General features: G+C 65.3%; 23 protein-coding genes. 9 read left to right on the forward strand and 14 right to left on the reverse strand.

The genetic code is table 11. The features are described 5' to 3' along the window. Positions 1–35 precede the first annotated feature (35 nt). Both ACT89O_RS06875 and ACT89O_RS06880 read left to right on the forward strand, forming a co-directional pair. Positions 36–1304: a YeaH/YhbH family protein gene (locus ACT89O_RS06875; RefSeq protein ID WP_487262178.1), complete on the forward strand. Its 1269-nt coding sequence runs from the start codon at positions 36–38 to the stop codon at positions 1302–1304. Further along, positions 1301–2932 (forward strand): SpoVR family protein, encoded by a 1632-nt coding sequence (locus ACT89O_RS06880; RefSeq protein ID WP_487262179.1) that lies wholly within the window; start codon positions 1301–1303, stop codon positions 2930–2932. Before ACT89O_RS06875 ends, ACT89O_RS06880 begins: the two co-directional genes overlap by 4 nt. A gap of 191 nt (positions 2933–3123) precedes the next feature. On the opposite strand, the gene ACT89O_RS06885 is transcribed toward ACT89O_RS06880, so the two are convergent. Next, positions 3124–3489, reverse strand: a complete 366-nt coding sequence (locus tag ACT89O_RS06885; protein ID WP_055401731.1) for a MerR family DNA-binding protein — start codon at positions 3487–3489, stop codon at positions 3124–3126. 109 nt (positions 3490–3598) lie between these two features. On the opposite strand from ACT89O_RS06885, the gene ACT89O_RS06890 reads away from it, so the two are divergent. Then, entirely contained in the window at positions 3599–4048 is a 450-nt protein-coding gene (locus ACT89O_RS06890; RefSeq protein WP_487262180.1) for a hypothetical protein, read from the forward strand. Here the strand turns inward: ACT89O_RS06890 and ACT89O_RS06895 are convergent. Then, a complete protein-coding gene (locus tag ACT89O_RS06895; RefSeq protein WP_487262824.1) occupies positions 4020–5198 on the reverse strand; it encodes an MFS transporter in 1179 nt (392 codons plus the stop codon). The two genes, ACT89O_RS06890 and ACT89O_RS06895, sit on opposite strands and share 29 nt — an antisense overlap. Positions 5199–5959: 761 nt before the next feature. Here ACT89O_RS06895 and ACT89O_RS06900 point away from each other — a divergent pair. Next, on the forward strand, positions 5960–6322 hold the full coding sequence (locus ACT89O_RS06900; protein WP_055394413.1) for an MliC family protein: 363 nt from the start codon (positions 5960–5962) through the stop codon (positions 6320–6322). 185 nt (positions 6323–6507) lie between these two features. On the opposite strand, the gene ACT89O_RS06905 is transcribed toward ACT89O_RS06900, so the two are convergent. The 4 genes from ACT89O_RS06905 to dctP all read right to left on the reverse strand — a co-directional run bounded on the left by ACT89O_RS06905 (position 6508) and on the right by dctP (position 10800). Further along, positions 6508–7791, reverse strand: coding sequence for a hydroxymethylglutaryl-CoA reductase, degradative (locus ACT89O_RS06905; RefSeq protein WP_487262181.1), 1284 nt, complete (start codon positions 7789–7791; stop codon positions 6508–6510). A gap of 34 nt (positions 7792–7825) precedes the next feature. Further along, positions 7826–9142 carry a TRAP transporter large permease gene (locus ACT89O_RS06910; protein WP_121419250.1) on the reverse strand — a complete coding sequence of 439 codons (1317 nt, stop codon included), beginning with the start codon at positions 9140–9142 and terminating at the stop codon, positions 7826–7828. Continuing rightward, positions 9139–9669 carry a TRAP transporter small permease subunit gene (locus ACT89O_RS06915; RefSeq protein ID WP_121507247.1) on the reverse strand — a complete coding sequence of 177 codons (531 nt, stop codon included), beginning with the start codon at positions 9667–9669 and terminating at the stop codon, positions 9139–9141. Before ACT89O_RS06915 ends, ACT89O_RS06910 begins: the two co-directional genes overlap by 4 nt. Positions 9670–9753: 84 nt before the next feature. Next, a complete protein-coding gene (dctP, locus tag ACT89O_RS06920) occupies positions 9754–10800 on the reverse strand; it encodes a TRAP transporter substrate-binding protein DctP (protein ID WP_176888715.1) in 1047 nt (348 codons plus the stop codon). A gap of 192 nt (positions 10801–10992) precedes the next feature. On the opposite strand from dctP, the gene ACT89O_RS06925 reads away from it, so the two are divergent. Continuing rightward, positions 10993–12408 carry an aminotransferase-like domain-containing protein gene (locus tag ACT89O_RS06925; RefSeq protein WP_436130511.1) on the forward strand — a complete coding sequence of 472 codons (1416 nt, stop codon included), beginning with the start codon at positions 10993–10995 and terminating at the stop codon, positions 12406–12408. An 18-nt stretch (positions 12409–12426) separates the two neighbouring features. On the opposite strand, the gene kynA is transcribed toward ACT89O_RS06925, so the two are convergent. The 6 genes from kynA to ACT89O_RS06955 all read right to left on the reverse strand — a co-directional run bounded on the left by kynA (position 12427) and on the right by ACT89O_RS06955 (position 17972). Then, positions 12427–13314 (reverse strand): tryptophan 2,3-dioxygenase, encoded by an 888-nt coding sequence (gene kynA, locus ACT89O_RS06930; RefSeq protein ID WP_436130512.1) that lies wholly within the window; start codon positions 13312–13314, stop codon positions 12427–12429. 18 nt (positions 13315–13332) lie between these two features. Next, positions 13333–14643, reverse strand: coding sequence for a kynureninase (kynU, locus tag ACT89O_RS06935; RefSeq protein WP_487262182.1), 1311 nt, complete (start codon positions 14641–14643; stop codon positions 13333–13335). Positions 14644–14731: 88 nt separating this feature from the next. Continuing rightward, positions 14732–15385 (reverse strand): arylformamidase, encoded by a 654-nt coding sequence (kynB, locus tag ACT89O_RS06940; RefSeq protein ID WP_487262183.1) that lies wholly within the window; start codon positions 15383–15385, stop codon positions 14732–14734. 123 nt (positions 15386–15508) lie between these two features. Continuing rightward, positions 15509–15859 carry a YkgJ family cysteine cluster protein gene (locus tag ACT89O_RS06945; protein ID WP_487262184.1) on the reverse strand — a complete coding sequence of 117 codons (351 nt, stop codon included), beginning with the start codon at positions 15857–15859 and terminating at the stop codon, positions 15509–15511. 32 nt (positions 15860–15891) lie between these two features. Then, positions 15892–17319: a sensor histidine kinase gene (locus ACT89O_RS06950; protein WP_487262185.1), complete on the reverse strand. Its 1428-nt coding sequence runs from the start codon at positions 17317–17319 to the stop codon at positions 15892–15894. After that, a complete protein-coding gene (locus ACT89O_RS06955) occupies positions 17316–17972 on the reverse strand; it encodes a response regulator transcription factor (RefSeq protein ID WP_487262186.1) in 657 nt (218 codons plus the stop codon). The genes ACT89O_RS06950 and ACT89O_RS06955 overlap by 4 nt, the downstream gene beginning before the upstream one ends. A gap of 183 nt (positions 17973–18155) precedes the next feature. Here ACT89O_RS06955 and ACT89O_RS06960 point away from each other — a divergent pair, with 183 nt between their 5' ends. The 4 genes from ACT89O_RS06960 to ACT89O_RS06975 all read left to right on the forward strand — a co-directional run bounded on the left by ACT89O_RS06960 (position 18156) and on the right by ACT89O_RS06975 (position 23386). Further along, entirely contained in the window at positions 18156–19145 is a 990-nt protein-coding gene (locus ACT89O_RS06960) for an N-acetyltransferase family protein (protein ID WP_487262187.1), read from the forward strand. A gap of 133 nt (positions 19146–19278) precedes the next feature. Beyond that, positions 19279–21477, forward strand: a complete 2199-nt coding sequence (locus ACT89O_RS06965; protein WP_487262188.1) for a TonB-dependent receptor plug domain-containing protein — start codon at positions 19279–19281, stop codon at positions 21475–21477. Between the two features lie 80 nt (positions 21478–21557). Beyond that, a complete protein-coding gene (locus ACT89O_RS06970) occupies positions 21558–21962 on the forward strand; it encodes a hypothetical protein (RefSeq protein ID WP_409889146.1) in 405 nt (134 codons plus the stop codon). A 53-nt stretch (positions 21963–22015) separates the two neighbouring features. Beyond that, on the forward strand, positions 22016–23386 hold the full coding sequence (locus ACT89O_RS06975) for an alpha/beta hydrolase family protein (protein ID WP_487262189.1): 1371 nt from the start codon (positions 22016–22018) through the stop codon (positions 23384–23386). A gap of 70 nt (positions 23387–23456) precedes the next feature. Here the strand turns inward: ACT89O_RS06975 and ACT89O_RS06980 are convergent, their stop codons facing one another. Together ACT89O_RS06980 and argF are read right to left on the reverse strand one after the other, a co-directional pair. Next, the gene (locus ACT89O_RS06980) at positions 23457–24137 is read right to left on the reverse strand and encodes an HD domain-containing protein (RefSeq protein WP_487262190.1); all 681 of its coding nucleotides are present in this window, start codon (positions 24135–24137) and stop codon (positions 23457–23459) included. Between the two features lie 14 nt (positions 24138–24151). Next, positions 24152–25072, reverse strand: coding sequence for an ornithine carbamoyltransferase (gene argF, locus ACT89O_RS06985; RefSeq protein ID WP_121507236.1), 921 nt, complete (start codon positions 25070–25072; stop codon positions 24152–24154). Between the last annotated feature and the right edge of the window lie 7 nt (positions 25073–25079).

Consider the following 25079-nt stretch of genomic DNA (forward strand, 5'->3'; position numbering starts at 1 on the left):
CCCTGCGGGCGCTGGTTCATGCATGGGGGCAACGGATGGCATTGCAAATCATCGATCGCAGGCTCGCTGGCAAGAACAAGTCGGTGGGCAACCGCGAGCGATTTGTTCGCCGTTACAAGGAACAGATCGCGGACGCGGTGCGCCGTGCTGTCTCGCAGCGCGGCATCCGCGACATGGAGCAGGCCGAGAGCATCACCATACCGCGCAAGGACATCAGCGAGCCCGTGTTCCACCATGGCCAGGGCGGCATCCGAGACACGGTGCACCCCGGTAACGCAGAGCATGTGCGCGGCGACCGCATCGAACGGCCCCAGGGTGGAGCGGGCGGGCGCGGCTCGCAGGCCAGCGACAGTGGGGAGGGCGAGGACGACTTCACCTTCACGCTGACCAAGGAAGAGTTCATGCAGCTCTTTTTTGAAGACCTGGCGCTGCCGCACCTGCTGCGCACCCACATCGGCGAGAACCCGCAGTGGAAGTCGCGCCGCGCAGGCTACAGCCAGGACGGCATCCCCAACAACCTGGCTGTGCTGCGCACCATGCGCGGGGCGCTGGGGCGGCGCATTGCGCTGGGCAAGTCGACCCACCGCGAGCTGCTGGCGCTGCAGGCCGAGCTGGACGCCCTGCAGGCGCAGGACGACGGCACGAGCGAAGCGGTGGCCGAGCTGCAGCGCCGCATCGATGCGCTGACGGCGCGCATCGGCAAGATTCCCTACCTCGACCCCATCGACCTGCGCTTTCGTGCGCGTACGCCGGTGCCAGTGCCCAGCAGCCAGGCGGTGATGTTCTGCGTGATGGACGTTTCGGGTTCCATGGACGAGACGCGCAAGGACCTGGCCAAGCGGTTCTTCATCCTGCTGTACCTGTTTCTCACGCGGCACTACGAGACCATCGACATCGTGTTCATCCGCCACCACACCCAGGCGGCCGAGGTGAGCGAGGAGCAGTTCTTTCACTCCACCGAGAGCGGCGGCACCGTGGTCAGCAGCGCGCTGGCGCTGCTGGACCAGATCATCCGTGCGCGCTATCCGCAGGGCGACTGGAACATCTACGTGGCCCAGGCCAGTGATGGCGACAACTTCACCAACGACAGTGGCATCTGCCGCAACCTGCTGGTGGACAAGATCCTGCCGCTGGTGCGCTACTTTGCCTATGTGCAGGTGGCAGAAGAGGAGCAGAACCTGTGGGACGAGTACAGCCAGTTGATGCCGCTGTTCTCCCACTTTGCAATGCGCAAGGTCGCCGCACCCGGCGACATCTACCCGGTGTTCCGCGACCTCTTCAAGAAAGAGGGGGTGGCCGCATGAACAACGTTGTGCAGTATCCGGTGCTGGAGCGCCGTGTCAGCGACAACCCCTGGAAGGCCGCCGCCGTGGGTGAGCGCCGCCACCGCGCCGTGCCCGGCCAGCCCCTGCCTGCGGGCGCGCGGCCTGCCGAGCCGTTGCCCGACCCGAGCGACTGGACGTTCGAGCTGATCGAGCGCTACCACGCCGCCATTGCCGCCACGGCAGAGCGCTTTGGCCTCGACACCTACCCCAACCAGCTGGAGATCATCACCGCCGAGCAGATGATGGATGCCTACTCCAGCGTCGGCATGCCGGTGAACTACCGGCACTGGAGCTACGGCAAGGAGTTTCTGGCCACCGAGCGGCGCTACCGGCGCGGGCACATGGGGCTGGCGTATGAGATCGTCATCAACTCCAACCCCTGCATCAGCTACCTGATGGAGGAGAACACCACCGCCATGCAGGCGCTGGTGATTGCGCATGCGGCCTACGGGCACAACAGCTTCTTCAAGGGCAACTACCTGTTTCGCATGTGGACCGACGCGTCCAGCATCATCGACTACCTGGTGTATGCCAAGGACTACGTGGCCCAGTGCGAAGAGCGCTACGGCATGGCCGAAGTGGAGCGGCTCATGGATTCGTGCCACGCGCTGGCCAACTTTGGAGTGGACCGCTACCGCCGCCCCTCCAAGAAGAACCTGGCGCGCGAACGGCTGGAGCGCGCGCAGCGCGAGGCCTATGCCCAGCAGCAGGTGAACGAGCTGTGGCGCACCCTGCCCATGCGTCCCGGCAAGGAGGATGCCACGCAGGAGCACAACCGCTTTCCGCAGGAGCCGCAAGAGAACATCCTGTACTTCATCGAAAAAAACGCGCCCCTGCTGGAACCCTGGCAGCGCGAGATCGTGCGCATCGTGCGCAAGATTGCGCAGTATTTCTACCCGCAGCGCCAGACCCAGGTGATGAACGAAGGCTGGGCCACGTTCTGGCACTACACGCTGCTCAATACGCTGTACGACGAGGGCTACCTGAGCGACGGGGTGATGATCGAATGGCTGGGCTCGCACACCAACGTCATCTACCAGCCGCCCGTGGGCCACCGCGCCTACAGCGGCATCAACCCCTATGCGCTGGGGTTTGCCATGTACCGCGACATCCAGCGCATCTGCCAGAACCCCACGGAGGAGGATCGGCACTGGTTCCCCGACATCGCAGGCACACCCTGGCTGCCCGCGCTGGACCACGCCATGCGCAACTTCAAGGACGAGAGTTTCATCGGCCAGTACCTCAGCCCGCATCTGATGCGCGAGATGCGTCTGTTTGCGCTGCACGACGATGCCAACGAGCGCGAGCTGGTGGTCAGCGAGATCCACGATGAGAACGGCTACCGCCGCCTGCGCCAGATGCTGTCGCAGCAGTACGACCTGGGCACGCGCGAGCCCAACATCCAGGTCTGGAACGTGAACCTGCGCGGCGACCGCAGCCTGACCCTGCGCCACACCCAGTTCCAGGGCCGCCCCCTGGCCGACGACACGCAGGAGGTGCTGCGGCATGTGGCGCGCCTGTGGGGTTTTGGGGTGCAGATCGAGAGTGTGGATGCCGATGGCAACCACCCCGTGCTGCTGCACTCGGTGTCCGCATCGGCCGCGTGAACAACAGGGGCTGAGCGGGGGCAGCGCGATGCGCGCCTGCAGACCTGCTGTACGCGCCATGGGCCAGCGCCCATTTTTTGTAGGATGATTGCTATTAAATATATAGCTGTAGACGCTTGTTGGATAAGCGCTAATGCCTGTTTTTGCTTGATATTTTGGAGGCTGCCGACGATGAGGGACCATTGCGCCATTCAGGCGGCGGCAGCGGCCCCACGCAGTGGGCAGTCTGTGGCCACCCGCTCGGCCAGAGTCTGGCGCAGGGCCTGCAGCGCGGCAATGCGTGCGTCGATCTCCTGCAGCTTCACTGCCAGCACCTGGGCCAGCGCTGGGCCGGGGTCGGCGGCATCCCAGATGGCGGGCAGCCGGTCGCCAATCTCTGCCAGCGTAAAGCCCAGCTGCTGCGCGGTGCGGATGTACTGCACCAGCATCGCCGTTTCGGCCGGGTAGTCGCGGTAGCCATTGGCCAGGCGTCGCGATCGGATGAGGCCTTGTTGTTCGTAAAAGCGCAGTGCCTCGCGGCTCAGGCCGGAAGCAGTGGCGAGTTCACCGATCAGCATGGGGGGTCCTTGTGGCGTGAAAACAAATGCCACCTCTGGAAGCGGCTTGACCCTGAAGCGTACTTCAGGGCTGAACCTCGGGGCTTCTTTCATCCCCAGGTTGATCCTCATGCCCTTATCTTCAATTTCCACTCCGCGCTACCTGCGTATCGTGCGCGCCAGCGGCTGGTACGACCTGCTGGTGACCTGGCCTTTTGCGCTGCCGTGGACCTTTGCGTGGCTGTATGCCCAGCTGGGCATGTTGGCCGCCGTGCTGGGCCTGCCCGGCACCCTGCACCCGTTGGACACCACCCACATGTTGCTGGCCAACCTGCTGGGGTCGGTGGTGGTGGTGTGGTCTATCGCGCGCATGGTTGCGCCCAGCTTGCTGCTGGGGCGCTTGGATGGCGTGGCGCGGTTTCTGTTTGCGGCCTGGCAGATCTATGCCGTGGCCCACGGCGCCAATGTGATCGTGCTGGGCTTCACGCTGTTTGAGCTGCTGTTTGGTGTGCTGCAGTGGTGGCGCGTGGCGGGCATGTCCCCAGCACGGGTCAGTGTGCTGGCACCGGCAGGCACCTGAACGCCAGGGCGCCCGCCGCCAGCATGGCCGCAATGGTCAGCATCACGGCCACGTAAGGGTCCGCACCCTGCGCCGCGGCGATGGAGGCTGCCACGCCGGTTACCCACTGCATCAGTGCCACGCCCAGAAACAGCGCCATGGTGAACACCGCCATGGCGCGCCCGGTGACGGCGGGTGCGTAGGCCGAACGCACGTCTGAATACTGCAGCACCATGTAGCCCGACAACAGGCCCACCGCGATGGAGCCCGCCACGTCCAGCCACTCGGCGTGGAGCAGGCCGATGGCACCGAAGAGGGTTGCCAGCAGCACCGTGAAGCCCGTGATCCAGCGGCGGCGTTGGCCAGGCCCCGGGTCGAGCCGCCCGAACAATGCCGGTGTGAACAGCGACACCAGCGACGACAACATGGCCACGTTGCCGCTGGCCACCAGCGAATAGCCATGCCGCTCAATGAGCAGCGGCCCCAGCCACAGCCCGCGCAGCGTGAGGAAGGAGGCATACGTCGTCAGCGCCAGCAGCATGATTCCGGCGGTGTGCGGCAGCAAGAACAGCGCGCCAAACCCGCGCACCGCCTGCAGCACCGATTCGCGCGGGGGCGCATTGTGCGTGGGCTGCACGGGCTCGTGCACTTTCCAGAAGATCAGCAGCCAGGCCAGTGCCGCAAAACCCGCCAGCACCGCAAAACCCATGCGCCAGGACGACAGCTGCACCAGCCACGCCAGCGGCGTGCCCGTGAACAACATGCCCAGCCCACCCACACCCATGGCCACGCCCGAGACCATCGCAAACCGGCTGGCCGGAAAGTAGCGCGCAATGAACACCGTGCACACCAAAAACGCGGGCGCGCAGCCGACGCCGATCAGCACCTGCCCCAGCAGCACCGCGCCATAGCCAGGCGCCAGCGCCGACAGCACCGAGCCCGCAATCGCCAGCGGAAACGCCACCAGCAGCGTGCGCCGCACGCCATAGAGGTCGATGCCGATGCCCATGAAGAGCTGCATGGTGCCGAAGGCGAATGCGAACGCGCCGGCAAACACGCCCAGCGCCTGCGCCGACAGGCCGAACTCTGCCCGCAGGCCCGTGGCCATGATGGCCGTGATGGTGCGAAACGCCTGGCTCAGCGCAAAACCCGTCACCAGTGCCAGCAGCATGGCCCAGGCGGCGCGGAGGGGGAGCAGTGGGGTAGTGGGTGTGGGGGGCGGGGGCACCTGCACGGTGGTGGGTCTCCAAAAAGGGGTGGCAACAGACTGCCCCGTTCCGAGCGTACATCGACAGGGCGGTGACCGCTGTCTCGCGTGAATCGCACGGGTTGCCGGGTCCGCCAATCTGCACCAGATGGGAGCGGCCGACGGGCGCGTGGGGCAGGCAGTACGGGCGTTGGGCGAGGGATAAGGGTCATGACGTGCGCAAACCAGGGCTCGGGCCAGCAGTTCACCGTTGGGCAAGGGCCGCCGTTGCATCCCGATTTGCGGAGGTACTAAGGGTATGTCCCGAGCCGTCGCCGCAGGCGCTCCAGTCGCCAAGGTGACGTGGCGTTTTGGGGCCAGGCTGCGCGCAATCGGGTGTCAGGTCCGTGCATTGCAACCATGCGTGCCTGCAATGCCGTGTTGGACGGGGCAGTCTTGCCCGTCATCGGGGCGCCACGGAGCGAAGTCAGACTTTAGAGAAGGCTCTCGATGTGGGGATCACCCCAATCGACGGGGCGTGGACCGTGCGGCACTCTCATGGGCATGCCCTGCGCTGGGTGTGGATGGCGGCTGAAACCGTTCCTCGGTTTCGGCTTCTCGCCTGCAGCGGAGTGGTGGCAAGGTTTGTGCTTGGAAGCCCCCAGTGACCCCGGTGGTCGGTGGCCACAAGCAGTTTGCAGGTTGGAGTGTGTGCCGCAATGCACATCGCTACTCAGGAGTGACTGATGAAGAAGATGGTTTCGCTGTGTTCAGGTGCGCTGGCAACGCTGTTGATGTCGGGATGTGCGAGCCAGCCACCCGTGATGCAGGCCTTTAGCGAGCCAACGGACCGCGGCAGCATGCAGTTCGCCTGCGGCAATGGCGAAAAGGTGGAGATGCAGTTCTACCCCGAGCAAGGCCGTAGCGTGTTGCGGCGCAGCGGCTGGACGGTGGAACTGCCCAAACAGGCCACGGAAACCGGCTACGCCTTCAGCAACGGCCCCACCACCGTGCTCGGCAAGGGCAATGAGCTGACCATCCAGATTGGCCATCTGGCACCGATCTGGTGCCGTAGCAACCGCCCCATGATGGTGGCGGGCGTGCAATAGGCGGGCTGCAGAGCAGGCCACCCCCGCGCCCGGTAGTTTCGGGTTGCGGCATTCTTCAAAAACAATAGCTGCCAGCGCCTATGAACAAGGCGCTGGTGGCTTTTTTTGTGGGTAATTTCTAGGTCGCTTTTCCAGGTGGTGGGGTGATGCGGGTCGGCACTCTCACGCTGCCGCTGTGAACGAATTCATGCACCACTGCGCAGCCGCTGCAACTCGGCCTCCGCAACGTCGATGCGCACCGTGCCCTGCGCCACCAGCACCTGCGCAACGCGGTCGATCTCGTCGCCCGCGGCGCCCGCCATCATCGCGATGTTCTGCGCGTGCAGGGCCATGTGCCCCTTCTGGATGCCGGTGGTGGCCAGGGCCTTCATGGCCGAGAAGTTTTGCGCCAGGCCCACGGCCGCAATGATCTGGGCCAGCTCGCGGGCCGACGTGACACCCAGAATCTTGAGCGCTGTCTTGGCCGTGGGGTGCAGCTTGGTGGCGCCGCCCACCAAGCCCACGGCCATGGGCAGCTCGATGGAGCCTGCCAGGTCGCCGTCGTTGGTCACCTCCCACGTTGTCAGGCTGGTGTAGTGGCCGCCGCGTGCGGCATAGGCGTGGGCACCGGCTTCTACGGCGCGCGTGTCGTTGCCGGTGGCCAGCACCACGGCGCTCACGCCGTTCATGATGCCCTTGTTGTGCGTAGCCGCGCGGTAGGGGTCGGCCGCCGCAAAGTGGTAGGCCGCCAGCATGCCGTCGCGCACTGATTCGCCGCCGATATCGGCCGAGCGCCACACGCAGCGCGCGCGCGCCAGACGGCGGTCAGCCAGGTTCGACAGGATGCGCAGGTTGGTCTGCCCGCCCGTCCATGCCGCAATCTGCGGCGCAATCTTTTCGGCCATGGTGTTGACGGCATTGGCGCCCATGGCGTCGCGCGTGTCCACGATGAGGTGGGTGATCACCATGGTGCCGCCGCGGGTGTCGATCACCCGCACCTCCAGGTCCCGGAAGCCGCCGCCCAGCTTGACGAGGATGGGGTCGCAGGCATCGCACAGCGCGCGGATTTCTTCCTTGTGCTCCAGGATGCGGATGCGCGCGTGCTGCGGGTCAGACACCTGCGTGAGCTGGATCTGCGCAATCATCTCGGTGCCCGACATGGAGGTAACGAAGCCGCCGTGGTCATAACACTGGCGCGCCGCGTTGCACACCGCGGCCACCACCGACGATTCTTCGGTGGCCATGGGGATCAGCCGGTCTCGGCCGTCGATCTTCATGTTGGTGGCAATGCCCACGGGGATGTTCATCGTGCCGATGACGTTCTCGATGAGGTGGTCGGCCAGTTCGGCAGGCAGGTTGCCGGTGTTCAGCAGGTGGGCCTTGTCGTCGTCGCCAAGGCCCGCAAACTGGGCCACGGCATCGATGCGTGCGGGAATGGCGAGCTTGTGAAAACCGCCGATGCGGCTGCTGGGGTGTGCGGTGGAAGTCATGGACGTGTTTGGGATAAATGGGTGAACAAGCGGCTCAGCGCGACGCCATCAGCCGGGGCAGGTAGGTGACCAGATCGGGGAAGGCCGCGCAGATGAGCAGGCCGACGAACTGCAGCCCGAAGAACGGCAAGATGCCCCAGTACACGGCGTTCATTCCAATGTGGCTGGGCAGCGTCCCCTTGATGTAGAACAGCGTGTAGCCGAACGGCGGGCTGATGTAGCCCATCTGGATGGTGATGGCGTACAGCACGCCAAACCACAGCTCGTCAAAGCCCAGCAGCCGCACGATGGGCAGGAACACCGGGACCGTGAGCAGGATGATTCCCAGCTCGTCCAGCACCGTGCCCAGGAACACCAGCAACAGCATCATGGCCGCCAGGATGAGCCAGCGGTTCACGTCCAGCCCCTGGATGAACTGCAGCAGCGTGTCCGCCCCGCCCAGGCCCGTGAAGATGGCCACATAGGCCTTGGCGCCCAGCGTGATCCACAGGATCATCGCCGTAGCTTTCAGCGCATCGGTCGCTGCGCCGCGCAGCATGCCGCGCTCCCACCGGCGCTTGATGAGGCTGGGCAGCAGCGCTCCTGCCACGCCCACGGCAGCGGATTCGGTGGGCGTCGCGATGCCGAAGAAGATGGAGCCGAGGATCATCACGATCAGCATGGCGGGTATCACCAGGGCCTTCAGTGCCACCAGCTTGTCGCGCAGCGGTGCCTTGCGGGTGCTGGGGTCCAGGGGCACCCACTCGGGCTTCACCCAGCCCACCACGATGATGTAGGCGATGTACAGCGCGGCCAGGATGAGGCCCGGCACGATGCCTGCAATCAGCATCTGGCCGATGGATATCTGGGCCGTGACGGCGTACACGATGGTCAGCACCGATGGCGGGATCAGGATACCCAGCGTGCCCGACGCGCAGATCGTGCCTAGCGCCAGCTCGGGCTTGTAGCCGCGCCGCAGCATCTCTGGCAGGGCGAGGATGCCCATGGCCGTCACGGCCGCACCCACCACGCCGGTCATGGCCGCCATCACCACGCAGATGATGACGGTGCCGATGGCGAGGCCGCCTTTGAGACGCCCAAACCACAGCTCCATCGCGCGGTACAGGTCTTCGATGACACCCGAGCGCTGCAGGATGCAGGCCATCAGGATGAACAGCGGGATCGCGAGCAGTGCCTCGGACTTCATCGTGTCGAAGATCTGCAGCACCAGCACGATGACCGCGTTGGGCTCCCACAGCGTCACAGTGAACAGCAGCGACAGGCCGCCCAGCACGAAGGCAATGGGCAGACCGGTGAGCATGAACAGCGTGAGGCTGCCGAACATCAGCACCAGAATCATGTTGGAGGTCATGGGTGGGCCTCCGCGGGGGACGCGTCAACGGTTGCTTCGCCAAACAGCGTGCGAAAGAACTCCACCACGGCCTGCAGCAGCATCAGCGCCAGGGCCAGCGGCACGGCGGCCTTCACCGGCCAGATAGGTGGGTTCCAGGCTGAAAAGCTGGTCTCGCGGTAGGTGAAGGCGCTGTAGGCTGCGGGTGCGCTGAAGTACAGCAGGATGGCGCAGAACAGCACGATGATGGGAAAGTTCACCAGGTCCAGCCGCCGCTGCCATGCGGGGCTCAGGCGCTGGCGCGCCACGTCGAGCGCCACATGGCCCTTGAGGTGCAGCAGGTACGGGCCGCCCAGCAGAAAGTAGGGGCCGAACAGCAGCACGGCCAGCTCCATGCCCCACACGGTGGGCGCATTGAACACATAGCGTGCAATGACTTCATAAAGCATGACGGGGACCACGATGGCCATCAACCACACCGTGGCCTGGAAGATCCAGCGGTTGAGTGTGGTGATGGCAGACGTGGAGACAGAGAGCCATGACGGCATGGGGTGACTCCTCAGAACAGTGGGGGCGAGCCCATGCGCACTGGCGCGCACAAAGGGCGCCAGTGCAAGGTCCGCCGCGTGCGATCAGGCCAGCAGGCCCAGTTCTTTCATGAAGGCCACCTGGCTGTCCAGGATCTTGGTGGCGAGGGCGTCGCCCTTGGTGGCGGTGCGCCACGCGGCCATGGCCTTGGGCCGTGCAGCGGCGATGTCGGCTGCGCTGAATCGGATGATCTCGCAGCCCTTGGCCTGGTACTTGGCCAGCACGGTGGCATCGCTCACCAGAATGTGCTGGCGCAGTGCCGCCGAAATCTCGCGCGCGGCCACGGCCAGCGCGGCCTTGAACTCGGCGGGCAGCTTGTCGTGTGCTGCACGGTTGGCCACGTAGCTGGTGGCGGTGGTGGGCTGGTGAAAGCCCGGCACCACTACAAACTTGGCCACCTCTGCTAGGCCGGCTTCAAAGTTGGCCGTCAGGTCGCCCCGATCGGCCATGTCGATCACGCCCTTGTCCAGCGCCGAATACACCTCGCCCGTGGGCAGCGGCGTCACCGACACGCCCATGGCGCCCATCACGGCCGAGGCCAGGCCCACAAAGCGCCCCTTCTTGCCCGTGAGGTCGGCGATCTTGCGGATTGGCACCTTGGAGTGCAGCGGCTCCTGGCCGTACACGGTGGGGGCGATGTAGTGCAGGCCTGCGGGCGCATACGCCTGGCGCACCAGGTCAAGCCCGCCACGCTCGTAGAACCAGGCTTCGTATTCGTCGCTCTCGGCAAAGCCGAACGGAATGGTGCTGGTGAACGCAAACGCAGGGATCTTGCCAGCCTCGTAGCCGTCGAAGGTTTTCATCAGCTCAAACGCGCCGCCGCGCACGGCATCAAACGCTTGCGCGGCGGGCACGATCTGGCCGGCCGCAAACAGGTTGATCTTGAAGCGGCCACCGGTCAACTCTGCCACGCGGGCCACAAAACGCTCTTCAAACTTTTGTGGCGTGGTGCCGCCATCCCACAGTGCCTGCATGCGCCAGGTGACGGTGGCCTGCGCGTGGCTGGCCAGGGGCGCCGCTGCGCCCACGGCAGCGGCTGCAGCCAGGGTGGATTTGAGGATGTTGCGTCGTTGGACGGCTTTGTCTGCCATGTCTTGTCTCCGGTTGGTTTGGAATGTGTGCACCCATCGCCGTGGGTTTGCTGCCTCGGCCCAATGCGCAGTGTGGGCTGCGGGCGAGTTCGAAAAGTATATGGACAATGCAGCCGGTGGTTGGATACAGTTTGGGCACAGATCACAAAACTGTACCCATCAATAAACGGGTACAGATCAGGAGACAGACCCATGCCCCACCCCGAAGAAGACGCATCGCCCGACAGCAAGGTCGAAGCGCTGGCGCGCCGCATTGCGCAGTCCATCGAACAAGGCACCGTGCTACCCGGCACCCGCCTGCGGTCCATCCGCGATGCAGCCGCCAAGGACGGTGTGGGACGCAACACGGTGGTGGAGGCCTACAACCGCCTGGCCGCGCGCGGCTATGTGGAAGCGCGGCCCGGCTCGGGCTATTACGTGCGCAAGCCCAGCAGCGTACATGCCCAGGCCCCTGCGCCGCATGTGACCGAAGCGGTGGACGTGGTGTCGCTGCTGCGTGAGCAACTGGAGCAGCACTACGAGGTGCGTGTGGGCGATGGCCGCCCGCCCGCGTCGTGGATGGAGGGGTCCGAGCTGGGCAGCTCGCTGCGCCGCGCGCGCTCGCAAGGGTTGACGGACATCGAGCATGGCTACGGCACTCCCTGGGGCTACCTGCCACTGCGCGAGACCATTGCGCGCATGCTGGGCGAGCGCACCATCCCCGTCAGCCCGCGCCAGGTGCTGCTGACCCAGGGCGCCAACCACGCGCTGGACCTCATCGTGCGGCACCTGCTGGACGCGGGCGATGAGGTGCTGGTGGATTCACCCGGCTACTACCCGCTGTTTGGCAAGCTCAAGCTCGCCAAGGTGGAGATGCTGGGCGTGCCTCGGCTGGCCGATGGCCCCGACCTGGATGCGCTGCAGGCGCTGCTGGAAAAGCACCGGCCCAAGGTGTTCTTCACGCAGTCGCTGGCGCACAACCCCACAGGCGGGTCGATCAGCCTGCCCAAGGCCCACCGCCTGTTGCAGATGGCTGCGGCCCACGGGTTTCTGGTGGTGGAGGATGACCCATTTGCCGACCTGCAGCCGCCCAACGCCCCGCGCCTGGCAGCGCTGGACCAGCTGGAGCGCGTGATCTACGTGAGCAGCTTTTCCAAAACGCTGTCGGCCGGTCTGCGCGTGGGCTACATCGCAGGGGCGGCGCACCGCATCAATGCGCTGTGTGACCTGAAGATGGTGACGGTGGTGTCCACGTCCGATTTTGTAGAGCGCGTGGTGCACCAGCTGATCTCTGCGGGCCAGTACCGGCGCCATCTGAGCCGTCTCAAGGCCCGGCTGGACAGTGCGTTGGGCCCTGCGCAAAAAGCATTGGCACGCCTGGGCCTCACCGTGCACCCCAGCCCCCCGGGCGGCTATTACCTGTGGGTGGAGTTGCCGCATGGCATCACCGAGCTGGGCCTGGCCCGCAGTGCGGCAGAGCGGGGCATTTTTCTGGCGCCGGGCGCCGTGTTCTTTCCGCAGCGGCAGGGCCAGCAGCAGCCTTTGCAGGCCATGCGGGTGAACGTGGCCTATGCCAACGACCCGCGGTTTTTGCGCTTTCTGCAGGGCGCGCTCAAGGCGGCGTCTTGAAGGCGCGCCGAACCCGGTTCACAAGTCCGTGCGCAGCTTCCAGATCTCGGGGAACAGCACCACGTCGAGCATCTTGCGCAAGTAACTCACCCCGCCCGTGCCACCCGTGCCGCGCTTGAAGCCGATCACGCGCTCCACCGTGGTCACGTGGCGGAATCGCCAGAGGCGGAAGGCGTCTTCCAGGTCGGTCAGCTCCTCGCCCAGCTGGTACAGGTCCCAGTGCTTCTCGGGGTTGCGGTACACGGTGAGCCAGGCCTGCTCCACCGCATCGTTTTCCACATAGGGCTGTGTCCAGTCGCGTTCGGTGTGGCTGGCGGGCACGGCCAGGCCGCGCCGGGCCAGCAGCCGCAGGGCCTCGTCGTACAGCGACGGTGCCTCGTACGCCGCCTGCACCAGGGCGAGCAGGTCGGCGCGGTGCTCGTGGGGCTTGAGCATGGCGCGGTTCTTGTTGCCCATCGAGAACTCGATGCAGCGGTACTGATAACTCTGGAAGCCGCTGGACTGGCCCAGGTACGGCCGCATGGCGCTGTACTCGGGCGGTGTCATGGTGGCCAGCACGTCCCAGGCGTGCACCAGCTGCTCCATGATCTTGCTGACCCGCGCCAGCATCTTGAACGCGGGCGGCAGCTCGTCGCGCGCAATGTGGCCGATGGCCGCCCGCAGCTCGTGCAGCATGAGCTTCATCCACAGCTCGCTGGTCTGGTGCTGCACGATGAACAGCATCTCGTCGTGTGCGGGCGACAGCGGCTTTTGCGCGGTGAGGATGGCGTCGAGCTGCAGGTAGTCGCCATAGCTCATGCTTTGGCTGAAGTCGAGCTGGGCGCGCTCTTCGTGCACGATGGATTCGGGCAGGGCGGCAGACGCCGGGTTGTTGCCGTCGGCAGGAGTTTGCGAGAAAGGGCACATGGTGGTTTGCCTTTCCGATCAGGTGACGGCGTGCGTCTGGTTGAACTCGGCCTTCTTCCACTCGCCACTCTCCAGCACCTGGCGCAAGTGCTCCACGGCATTCCACACATCCTCAAAGCCCAGGTACAGCGGCGTGAAGCCAAAGCGCAGGATGTCCTTGTGGCGGCCAGTGCCGCCGTCGCCCTTGCGGAAATCGCCGATCACACCGCGCGCAATCAGCGCCTGCACGATGGCGTAGGCGCCGCTACCCTGGCCGTTCACGCCCGCACCCTCGTCGCGCGTCAGGCACACCTGCGAGCCGCGCTGGGCATGCTCGCGCGGCGTGGCCAGGCCCAGGCCGTGGCCTGCGCAGCGCTCTTCCACCAGCTGGATGAACAGGTCAGTGAGCGCCAGCGACTTGGCGCGCAGCGCGGCCATGCCGCCCAGGCTTTGCGCAGCGGTGAACACATCCAGCCCGCATTGCAGGGCCGACAAGCTGATGATGGGCTGCGTGCCACACAGGTAGCGCGTGATGCCCGGGGCGGGCTGGTAGTCGGGCGTGAAGGCAAACGGTGCGGCATGGCCCCACCAGCCGGACAGCGGCTGCCAGAAGCGGCTGGCATGGCGCGGGTGCACCCAGGCAAAGGCCGGTGCGCCGGGGCCGCCGTTCAAATATTTGTAGCCGCAGCCAATCGAGAAATCCGCGCCTGCACCGTTCAGATCGACCGGCACCGCGCCCGCGCTGTGCGCCAGGTCCCACACGCACAAAATGCCCTGGGCGTGCGCGGCGGCGGTGATGGAGGCCATGTCGTGCATGGCGCCGGTGCGGTAGTTCACGTGCGTGAGCATCAGCACGGCCACGTCGCCGGTGAGTGCTGCGGTGATCTCTTCAGGCTCCACCAGCACCAGCTCCAGGCCGCGCTCCTTGCACAGGCCTTCGGCAATGTAGAGGTCGGTGGGGAAGTTGCTGCGCTCGCTCACGATGCGCTTGCGGGCAGGGCTGTCTTCGCGCGCGATGTTGAGTGCTGCGCTCAGCACCTTGTAGAGGTTGATGGACGTGCTGTCGGTGCACACCACTTCGTCCTGGCCCGCGCCAATCAGCGAGGCCAGCTGGTTGCCCAGGCGCTGGGGCAGGTCGAACCAGCTGGCGGTGTTCCACGATTTGATGAGGTCCGTGCCCCATTCGCGGGTGACCACATCGGCCACGCGCGCGGCGGCGGCCTTGGGGGCCACGCCCAGTGAATTGCCGTCCAGGTAGATCACGCCCGGGGGCAGGGCGAAGTGGCTGCGCAGCGGCGCCAGGGGGTCTTGCGCGTCGAGCGCGCGGCAGTCTTGCAAGGTGGTGGTCATGGTGTTCAGAGTGGTTTGCTTCTGTTTTGATAGCTACTAGCGCTTTATGGGCGCGCGGTAGAGGCCAAAAAAGCTTGAAATTTTTGGGCTACAGCGCCCGCAGCACGGCGCGCACGGGCGATGCGTCGGCCGTGGTCAGCTTGAGCGGCAGGGCAATGAGTTCGTAGTCGCCCTCGGGCACGGCGTCGAGCACCAGGTTCTCCAGCACCCGCAGACCCCGGCGGCGAATGACCTGATGGCTGTCCAGGGTCTTGCTGTCGGCCGGGTCGATGCTGGCGGTGTCGATGCCCACCAGCAGCACGCCCAGGTCGGCCAGGCGTTCGATGGTGCCGGGCGCATAGGCGGCCAGCTGGCCATCCCAGCGGTCCACAGGCATGTGTTCATAGGTACGCACCAGCACGCGCTGCGGCAGGGAGCCGTTCACCGCGTGGGCAATGTGCTCCCAGGTGATCAGCGGGCCGCAGCCGATGGCGTGGATCACGCGGCAGGGGCCCAGAAAGGCGTCGAGCGACACGTCACCGATGGTGGCGCCCTGCGCGTCATAGTGCAGCGGCGCATCGGCGTGCGCGCCGACATGGGGCGACATGGTGATCGCGCTCACGTTGACCGGGCAGCCCGGGCCGATGGTGGCGCACCACTGCTGGCTGTAGGCCGTGTCGCCGGGGAACACGGGGCTGCCCGCATGCACGGGCGGCGAGATGTCCCAGAGCCGGCGGGCGGTGGGTGAGGAGGGCGTTGACATGGGACAAAGTTTGCATGTCCCGAAAAACCCGTGGTGTCGGTTATTTCCAACACCTGGTCGATTTTTTGTTGAAGCCTAAACTATTTTGATGCGGCAGTAGCCCGGCTGCTGGAGGGTGTCACTTCACATGCCGGTGCCTTCCGCCAGCGGCGCCAGCCCGTGCCGCGCGCGCGCCTTGTGGCAGGCGTAGTCGCCCGCCGAGAACTCGCGGCAGGGCGCCGGGCGCAGTTCGTAGATGCTGCACGCCACCTGCTGGCCCACTTGGCCGGTCAGCGCGGCGCAGCGGATGGGCACCTGCTCCGTGCCCCGCATTCGGCAGGTGCTGCCGTTCACATCCAGGGCCAGACCGTCGGGCACCGTGCCACCCATTGCCTGCATCTCGTACACGGCAAAGTCCACACGAAAGCTGGCGCAGCAGGCGCCGCAGCTCAGGCACGGGTGGGTGGAATCGGCGGTGGTGGTGGCGTCGGACATGCAGGACGGGCGGTGGGCCTGCGGCGGAGCCATCAGGCGCTGTGGGGGAGCGGAATGCTAACGAAAAAGCCCACGCCTTTGCCATTCAAACCCACGCCGATCTGCACCTGCCCGCCCATGCGCAGCACTGCCTGCCGCACGATGGCCAGGCCCAGGCCCGAGCCGTTGGCGGCATGGCCCAGGCCCCGGTAGAAGCGCTCGAACACATGCGATTGCTCAGTGGCCGCGATGCCCGGTCCGTCGTCCTGCACCGACAGGTGCAGCGCCGTGCCCTCGCGCCACAGTGCCACCGCCACGTTGCCGCCGTCAGGCGTGTAGCGCACCGCGTTGTCGATGAGGTTGTGGGCGATGGATTCGAGCGCAGGCTGGTCTAGCCGGGCGGGCAAGGTGTCGGGCGCGTCCAGCGACAGCTCGATCTGCCGTGCCATCGCATCAGGCGCGGCCTGCGCCAGCGCGCCCCGCAGCCATTGCGCCACGTCCAGGTCACGCGGTGCGGGGCGCTGTGCGTCGTCCAGCGCGGCCAGGTCGAGCAGTTGCTGTGCCAGGTGCGAGGTGCGGGCGATGGCCTGCTCCAGGTGGGCCTGGGCTTGCATGCGTTCCTCTTCGATGGGCGAGCGGGCCATCACGTGGGCCTGGGCAGTGATAACGGCCAGCGGCGTGCGGATCTCGTGCGCAGCGTCCTGCACAAAGGCGCGCTCGCGCTCCACCTTCTGGCGCAACTGGGCGAAGAGGTGGTCCAGTGACTGCTCCAGCGGCTTGAGTTCGCGGTGGCGGGCGTTGAAGCCCACAGGCTGCAGGTCGTCCTTGCCGCGCTGGGCAATGAGGCGTGCTAGTCGCTGCAAGGGGCGCAGGCCGTTGCGCACCGAGAGCCAGACGGGAAGCAGTACGAACGGCATGGCCAGTAGCAGATAGGGAAGGATGAATCGGCCGTTGTAGGCCAGAAACGCGGAATCCGTACGTTTGGGCTCGAAAACCTGCAAGGCCCACCGGGCGTTGCGGCCCGTATAGATTCGATAAACGCTGCCGCCCGCGCTTGTTTCAATGATCACGCCGACTGCTGTGGGTTGCGCGGAAGGCAATGTCAGGTCCTTTAGCTCAGGCGAGGTATACACCGGCTGCCCCGCCGCATCGCTGAGTGCATGCAACGTCTTGCCAGGAAAAACACCGCCTTGCCTGCGCCGTATGTACGTCCATGCTTCGGTAGATGCGATAGCTGCGGCCGCTTGCCCGGGGTCTGCAATGTTATGTAGCGATACGAGCAGCGCATCGCCATACTTTTGAAGCCCTGGGTCATTGGCAATCGCATGCTTGTAGGTGACGAAGATGTAGGCCAGCAGAACCGCCCACACCAGCACAAAGGCCAGCAGCACCGACACCACACTACGGCGCACCAGCGTGGGCTCGGTCAGCTTGGCCCAGGTAGTTTGCAGATGGCGTGAAAGAGAGAAGGGACGTGTCATGGCTGCAGCAAGTAGCCCACGCCGCGCACCGTGCGGATCAGCTCCGCCCCGATCTTGCGCCGCAGGTTGGACACATGCACTTCGATGGCGCCAAAGTCCACGGGCTCGCCCAGCGGGTCCAGCCGCTGCGACAGCACGCTTTTGGACACCACCACCCCCGGCTCGCGCGCCAGCTCCAGCAGCAGCTGGAACTCGCGCGGTGACACATCCAGCACTGTGCCGTTGCGCTGCACTGCGTGGCGGCGGGGCTCGATCACCAGCTCGCCCAGCACCCAGCGCTCGCTGGCCTGGCGGGCGCTGCGGCGCAGCACGGCGCGGATGCGCGAGAGCAGTTCGGCCGTAGCAAAAGGCTTGACCACGAAATCATCGGCCCCGCCATCCAGCCCGGCCAGCCGGTCTTCCACGGCCGAGCGCGCGGTGATCACGATGATGGGCACCTGCTCGCCCTGCGCCCGCCAGCGCGCCAGCAGGTCGAAGCCGCTGCCGTCGGGCAAGGTCAGGTCCAGCAGCACACAGTCCACCGTGGTCGCATCGACCGTGGCGGGCGCGTCCACCGCGCGGCGCAGCCATTCGCTGGTCAGGCCCTCCACCTTCAGCGCCGACTGCAGGGCGCGGCCGAGGTCCAGGTCGTCTTCGATGAGCAGGATGTGCATGGGGTGGGATTGTGGCGGGTGCTGTGGCGCCTGCGCGCTGTTTGAAGCGGTGCCTTTGGCTGGCGTTAAGGCAGCACTTTGCACAATGGCTGCGGGCTTGGTGCAACGCGGCCGTTTGATTGAGAAGAAGAATGAATGGATGGAACTGGGGAGGATGCCCTTGTGGGTGATGACCAATCGATGATGAATTTATCCGCCCCTTCAGGGCTGGCACTGCGGCCGTTTCGCGGCGCGTCGGACTTCCCGGCCATGGCCGAGGTGGCCAATGCCAGCTTTGATGCCGACGGGGTGCTCGCGCGGCGCACGCCCGAAGACCTGGCGCGCGACTACGCCGCTTTCACCCAGTGCGATCCGTACCAGGACGCCGTGATGGCCGAGCTGGATGGCGAGCTGGTGGGCTATGGCCGGTGCTGGCGGTTCACGCAGGCCGACGGGTTGACGCTGCACGCGCACATAGGTTTTGTGCCCGGGCGTTGGCGCGGGCGCGGCATTGGCCGTGTGCTGCAAGACTGGATCGAGCAGCGGCACCACGCCGTGGCAGCGCAGCAGCCAGCCGGCCCGCACGTGCACCATGCCTTTGTGCAGCAAGGCGAGGAAGCGCGCACCAGACTTCTGCGGGCGAGCGGCTATGCGCCGATGCGGTATTTCTTCGAAATGCTCAACACAGAACTGCATGCTGCGCCCGTCTTTCCCATGCCGCAAGGGCTGGAGTTGCGGCCGGTGCTCCCCGAGCATTACCGCGCCATTTGGGACGCGCACCACACTGCGTTTGAAGACCATTGGGGAATGGCGCCGCCCTTGCCACGCGACTACGACACCTGGCTGGAGAGCAAGATTTTTCGGCTCGCGCGCTGGCAGGTGGCGTGGGAGGGCAATGAGGTCGCAGGCCAAGTCCGCACGTATATCAACGAGGATGAGAACCGCAATCTGTCCCGCCGCCGGGGCTACACCGAGTTCATCAGCGTGGGGCGCAAGTGGCGCAGACGCGGTCTTGCAAGGGCATTGATCGCCCGCAGCCTCCGCCTGTTGGCCGACGAAGGGATGGCCGAGTCGGCGCTGGCGGTGGACGGTGAGAACCTGACGGGCGCTAATCGTGTGTATGCGGACTGCTGCTTTCAGGTGGTCAAGCGCAACACGATTTACCGCAAGCCGCTGGAGGTGCCCAAGCTGTAGTCGCGGCGTGCGTTGGCTCCGGAATCACCTGTCGCGTGGATGCTGCAGTTCAGCGACGCCCAGGGGCACAGGCATAGGTCTTAGGCTGCGCTTAAGCCTTGCCCTCGGACAATCTGGCGCAGAGAGGGCATCTATGAAGCAAACAATAAACAACAGCCATCGCATTGCCATCTGGGCGACGTGCTTGGCCTCTGCGGCAGGGAGTTCGTCATGGGCGCAGGGTACGCCGGAGGGAACGGGCGGCGCTACGCCATCGCTTGATGGCGTCACGGTCACGGCACGCAGGTCGTTGGAGCAGCGTTTTTTTGCAGCCGGGTCGCTTGTGGTGGTGGACCGCAGCGACATCGAGCAAATGGGCGCGTTCTCGGTGGCCGATGTTCTGCGCCAGCTGCCAGGCGTGCAGGTGACGCCAAGTGCTGACGGCAGCGTGGAGATCCGCATGCGCGGCATGGAGCGCGGTGCCACGCAGTTGCTCATCGATGGCCAGCGCGTGGGCGGCAAACGCACGCAGCTGCCCATTGACCAGCTGCCGCCCGAGCTGATCGAACGCATCGAGGTGGTGCGCGCGCCCAGCGCAGAGTTCTCGGGCGCCACGGGCGGCACGCTCAACATCGTGTTGCGCCAGGCCACCGTGAAGCGTGAAACCACGCTGCGCCTGACCGACAACCACGTGTGGGGCCGCAATGCGGGGCAGGCGTTTTTCTCGCGCACCGGCCCCTTGGGGCCAACTTCCACGGGCGCCGACGAGCCTCGCGAAGCGGAGGCCAGCCAGCCCTGGTCGTACTTCGTCGCTGCGTCTGCAACAGGCCTGCTGCTGGGTTCAGACACGCACCGCAGCACGCAGCGTGACGGGGCTGACGTGGCGCAGTCCGACACCAGCGCCCGCTACAAGCGCACCGACTACGCGCTGGTGCCGCGCATCAGCGGGAAGCTGGGGGCGGCAGACCAGGTGACGATGCGGGCAACCCTCAGCAAGGCTGACTTTGGCGGCACAGCCGACAGCGTGGGCAGTGGCGATGGCACATATGCCCTGAACTCGCAGGAGTCGCACCAGTACGACCGTCGCTATCTGCAAGCAGCCGCCGACTGGACACACCGCTTTGCTGCCAGCAAGCTCGAAACCACGCTGACCGCCAGCCGGGCCAGCGACACCGTGGACCGCAGAGGAGATCTGTGGCGCAACATTGGCGCGGGCGGTGCAGTGGTCACCGACAGCTACAGCTTTGTGGACGACCGGCGCGAGGATGTCTGGAGCCTCAGCAGCAAGCTCACCGGCACGGCCGATGCACTGCTGTGGAGTGCCGGGGCGCAATTTGAAGACCGCAAACTCTTCGTCAGCACCACCGCGAGCGGCGCCCTGCCGGTGAACTCGGGCCTGGACGCTGGCATCCGCCGGTGGGTGGTCTGGGGGCAGAACGAATGGGAGCTGCCGGCCAGCACCACGCTCACGCTGGGCCTGCGCGGCGAGCGTGTGGAGCTGAACGGGGGAAGCTCTGCAGTGGCGGGCAGCAAGCAGTGGAGCATCCTCCAGCCATCGCTGCACACCCGCACGCCGCTGTCCGACGACCTGCAGTGGCGTGTGAACCTCGCCCGCGTCACCCAGCTGCCGCGTGTGTGGGACTTGGTGGACCGGGTCATCCCCAGCCAGGGCAGCAACAGCCTGGGCAACCCCGACACCATCGGCAACCCCAACCTGCGCCCGCAGGAGGCCTGGACGCTGGACACCGGCTTCGAGCGGCGCCTGGCCAGCGGCCACGCAGGCCTGAACCTGTTTGTGCGGCAGATGAGCGATGTGCTGGCGCCCACGCTGGCATTGAACGGATCGCGATGGGTAGAGCAACGTGCGAACGTGGGCGACGCGATGGTTTGGGGCCTGGAGGCCGATGCCCGCACTGGGTTGGCGTGGCTGGGCCTGGGGCGCGACTGGACGCTGTCGGCCAACGCCAGCCTGCTGCAATCGCGCATGACCAGCGGGCCCAATGAAGGGCGTCGCATTCCCGGGCAGGCCCGCTACGTGGCCACACTGACCGCTGCCAAGCCCATGCCACGTGGCGGCGGTTGGTACGGCGGCACCACGTTGACCATGACGGGGCGCGCCGACCAGGACATCAACGCCGCGCTGACCGGCCAGAACCGCGCGAGCGCCATGCTGGACTTTTACTTGGGTCAGCTGGTGCGCGGACTGGGGTATTGGCGGCTGGGGGTATACAACGTGGGCGACGCGCATTTCCGCCGAGATCGCGTGGATGCGTCGGGTGCGGTGCCCCTGGTCAGTCGTAGCAGCATGCAGTGGACGCCACGCGCATACCTCACGGTGGGGACGCAGTTTTGATGTTTGTGCAGGGCGGCGCGGAGGCGTCTGTATCTGTATTGGCACTCAGTCAAACCGCTTAGTCAGTGAGAAAGGTCAGTATGAAAGCAGGAATCGGAGTTGCAGGCGCGTTTGGCCACGTTGCAAAGCTGGTTGCGACAGCGTCACTGTGCGGCGCCTTGGCAGCGAATGCCGTTGCCGCACCGCCTGCCCCGGCGGCGGCGGGCGGCACCGGCGCCGCGACCGTGGAGCCGGTGTACACGCGGGCGCGGCTGGTATCCGTAGACAAGGAATCGGACGGCCGCATTCTCGTGCGTTTGAAGTTGCTACCGCGTTCCAAGATTCCGTTTTCCACGCTGACGTTTGTGGTGCGCGACAAGGCACTTCTGGCCGACATTCCGGAAGGTGCCTGGGTCAAGTTCCAAGCCCGGTCTGAGGATGGTGTGAATGTGTTGACCTCCATCCATGTCGTGGAAGAATGCCGACGGTTTCAGCCCTGCGATTGACGATAGGCCTGCAAACGGTGCTGGTTACTGCTCCATTTTTACAAGGGTTGTCCATGTTCAGTTTTCGTCTCAGGCTTGCATTTCAAAAGCCTTTGCAAAATGCCCGGGCCGCCGCTTTTTTTGGGCTTCAGATCATCTTGTGTGGACCGTCCGTGGCGCAGCAGCCTGACCCCGTTCCGGCAACCATCACCGCATGGCCGAGTTACATGCCCGATTTGGTCGCTGGCTTTTCGGAGAGCTCGGTCGCGGCAGTTTTACCGGCCGACGTCGTGATCACCCTTCCAGATGCATCGCTGCCCGTGGACAAGGCCCGCTGGAGCGGTGTCTGGCAGGGGTGGGCCTGCATTTTCCGAGCGTGCGATATCAGCGTTGCTATCGAATCCGTCACCGCGACCGGTGCCACCGTCGTATATGCCGGCGTCAGCGATCAACAACCCCAGTTGACCGGCCGTTCGCAGGGAAGCTTCGTTGGCAATGAATTGCACGCGCGGCTTCATACCGGTGCGCGGTTGGTGCTTCGTCTGCGAGAGGGGGCAGCCGGTGAAATGGAGATGTCTGTTTGGCGCGCAGGGGCGCAGCTGCTTTTTGCGGGCGTGCTGAGCACTAGGGGAGTACCGGTTTACACGCGTCGGGTGGAGCGTATTCCGACCCCTTGGAAAGATGCTGATGGCCGAACTCAGACCCTTGAGGCTGTGGCGTATCGCCCCATAGGTGTGGAAGGCCCGTTGCCCACGCTCGTCTTCAACCATGGCTCTACGGGCGTTGGCAATCGCCCCAGCTGGTTTACGCACACCTGGACCAGCCCTGAGGTGGCGCAGCATTTCACCTCCAAGGGTTGGCAGGTCGTGTTCCCGCAACGCCGGGGGCGTGGCAAGTCTGATGGCTTGTACGACGAAGGTTTTGGTGCCAACCGTGCGGCGGGTTACACCTGCGAGCCCGAACCATCACTGAAGGGGCTGGACCGAGCGCTGGCCGACATGGATGTGGTAATGGAGCATGTGCAGAAACGCCCTGATGTCGACAAGGCGCGTTTGCTGATCGGCGGGGTGTCGCGCGGCGGCCTGCTGTCGGTCGCGTATGCGGGTACCCGGCCAGACATGTTCCTGGGCGTCGTGAATTTTGTGGGCGGCTGGTTGGGCGAAGCTTGCCAAGAGGCTGCGCTTATCAATCGCACTGGATTTGTGCGAGGCGTCGCCATGCAACGGCCAACATTGTGGCTGTATGGAGAGCGTGATTCCTACTATTCGCTCGCACACAGTCGCGCAAGCTTCGAAGCGTTTCGCGCGGCGGGTGGGCGGGGGAAGATGGTTAGCTATACGCTGCAGCCTAGGCAGAACGGCCACGGTATCGATAGCTTGCCTGCTTTGTGGAAGTCAGAGTTGGACGGTTACCTTTCGCAGATTCTTGCGGGACCCAATCGGTAGGCGCGACCGCGATAACCAACTCTTCCAAGCTCACGGCAAGCGCTCCGACCCCGGAGCCACGGTTATCCGATTAGCCGTACAGCCGCCCTTCGCGCAGCGCCTCCAGCGCATGGCTCAGGTTCGTGCGCGCCTGGGCTTCGTGCCGTTGGTAAAGCAGTTCCGTGCCGTAAATGCGCGGCCGATCAAGAAACCCCTGCAGCACCGCACTGCGCCCCGCCACATAACGCGGCCAGCGCACAAAAAAGTATTCGCGCCGCACATTGCGTTCGAACTGGCGGTACACCGCGTCGCTCTGGCCGAGGATGGACAGGTCGATATCGACCACCCACTGCGCATCGCCGGTGAGCGGGCCAGGAGTGTGGCGGGTGTCGAGGATGTGCTGGTGCACGGTTTGCGCCAGCGTGGCGGGCAGGCCCTGGCTCAGGATGAAGCGGCTTGCCCAGTCGGCGCTGCGCTCTTCGTTGTGTTTGCTCCACGGCCAGTAAATGGCATCGTGATACCACAGGGCCAGCACAACAGCGTGGGGGTTGTCGAGTGCGGCGGGTTGCTGATCCTGCAGCACGTGCCAATGCCGCAGGCAGGCCCAGAGGTGGGTGGTGTCGTGGTAGGCGCGCGGCCAGCGCGCCCAACTGAGCACAAGCCGTCGCCCCTCTTTACGCCACGCCGGTGTATCCCGGCCGAGTGCTTGGCCCAGCGATGCCCAGTGTGCCAGCAGTTCAGCGCTGTGGGCGGGCTGGCGACGCCAAGGCATGGAGAGCCAAAAAATCAGGCTATGCGGCCGAGCAGAAGGTACTCCATGAGTGCCTTCTGCACGTGCATCCTGTTTTCTGCCTCATCCCACACCACCGACTGCGGCCCGTCGATCACATCCGCCTCGACTTCCTCGCCCCGGTGCGCAGGCAGGCAGTGCATGAACAGCGCATCAGGCTTGGCGGCGGCCATCATCTCGGCGTCTACGCACCAGTCGGCAAACGCCTTTTTGCGCTCTTCGTTTTCTGCCTCGTAGCCCATGCTGGTCCACACATCGGTAGTGACCAAGTCGGCGCCTTGGCAGGCTTCAAGCGGGTTGCTAAAAAATTGATAGCTGCTTGCGCTTGTCCCACCTGCGCCAGCGGCCAATTTCTCATCAATTTCGTAGCCACGGGGTGTGCTCACATGCACCTTGAAGCCCAGCAGCGCAGCCGCCTGCAGCCAAGTATTGGCCATGTTGTTGCCGTCGCCCACCCAGGCCACCGTCTTGCCCTGGATGGAGCCGCGGTGCTCGATGTAGGTGAAGATGTCCGCCAGGATCTGGCAGGGGTGGTATTCGTTCGTCAGACCATTGATGACCGGCACGCGGGAGTTGGCGGCAAAACGCTCGATCTTGGCCTGCTCGTAGGTCCGGATCATCACCAGGTCCACCATGCGGCTGATGACCTTGGCGCTGTCTTCAATCGGCTCGGCGCGGCCCAGCTGGCTGTCGCCGGTGGTCAGGTGCACCACGCTGCCGCCGAGCTGGTACATGCCGGCCTCGAAGCTCACGCGAGTGCGCGTGCTGGCCTTCTCGAAGATCATGGCCAGCGTGCGGTCTACCAGAGGGTGGTGCTTCTCGTAGGCCTTGAACTTCTTCTTGATGAGCGCGGCACGCTCGAACAGGTAGGTGTATTCGTCGGCGGTGAGGTCGTTGAACTGCAGGTAATGTTTCATGGGCTTG

The sequence above is a fragment of the Acidovorax sp. NN32 genome (assembly GCF_057597245.1).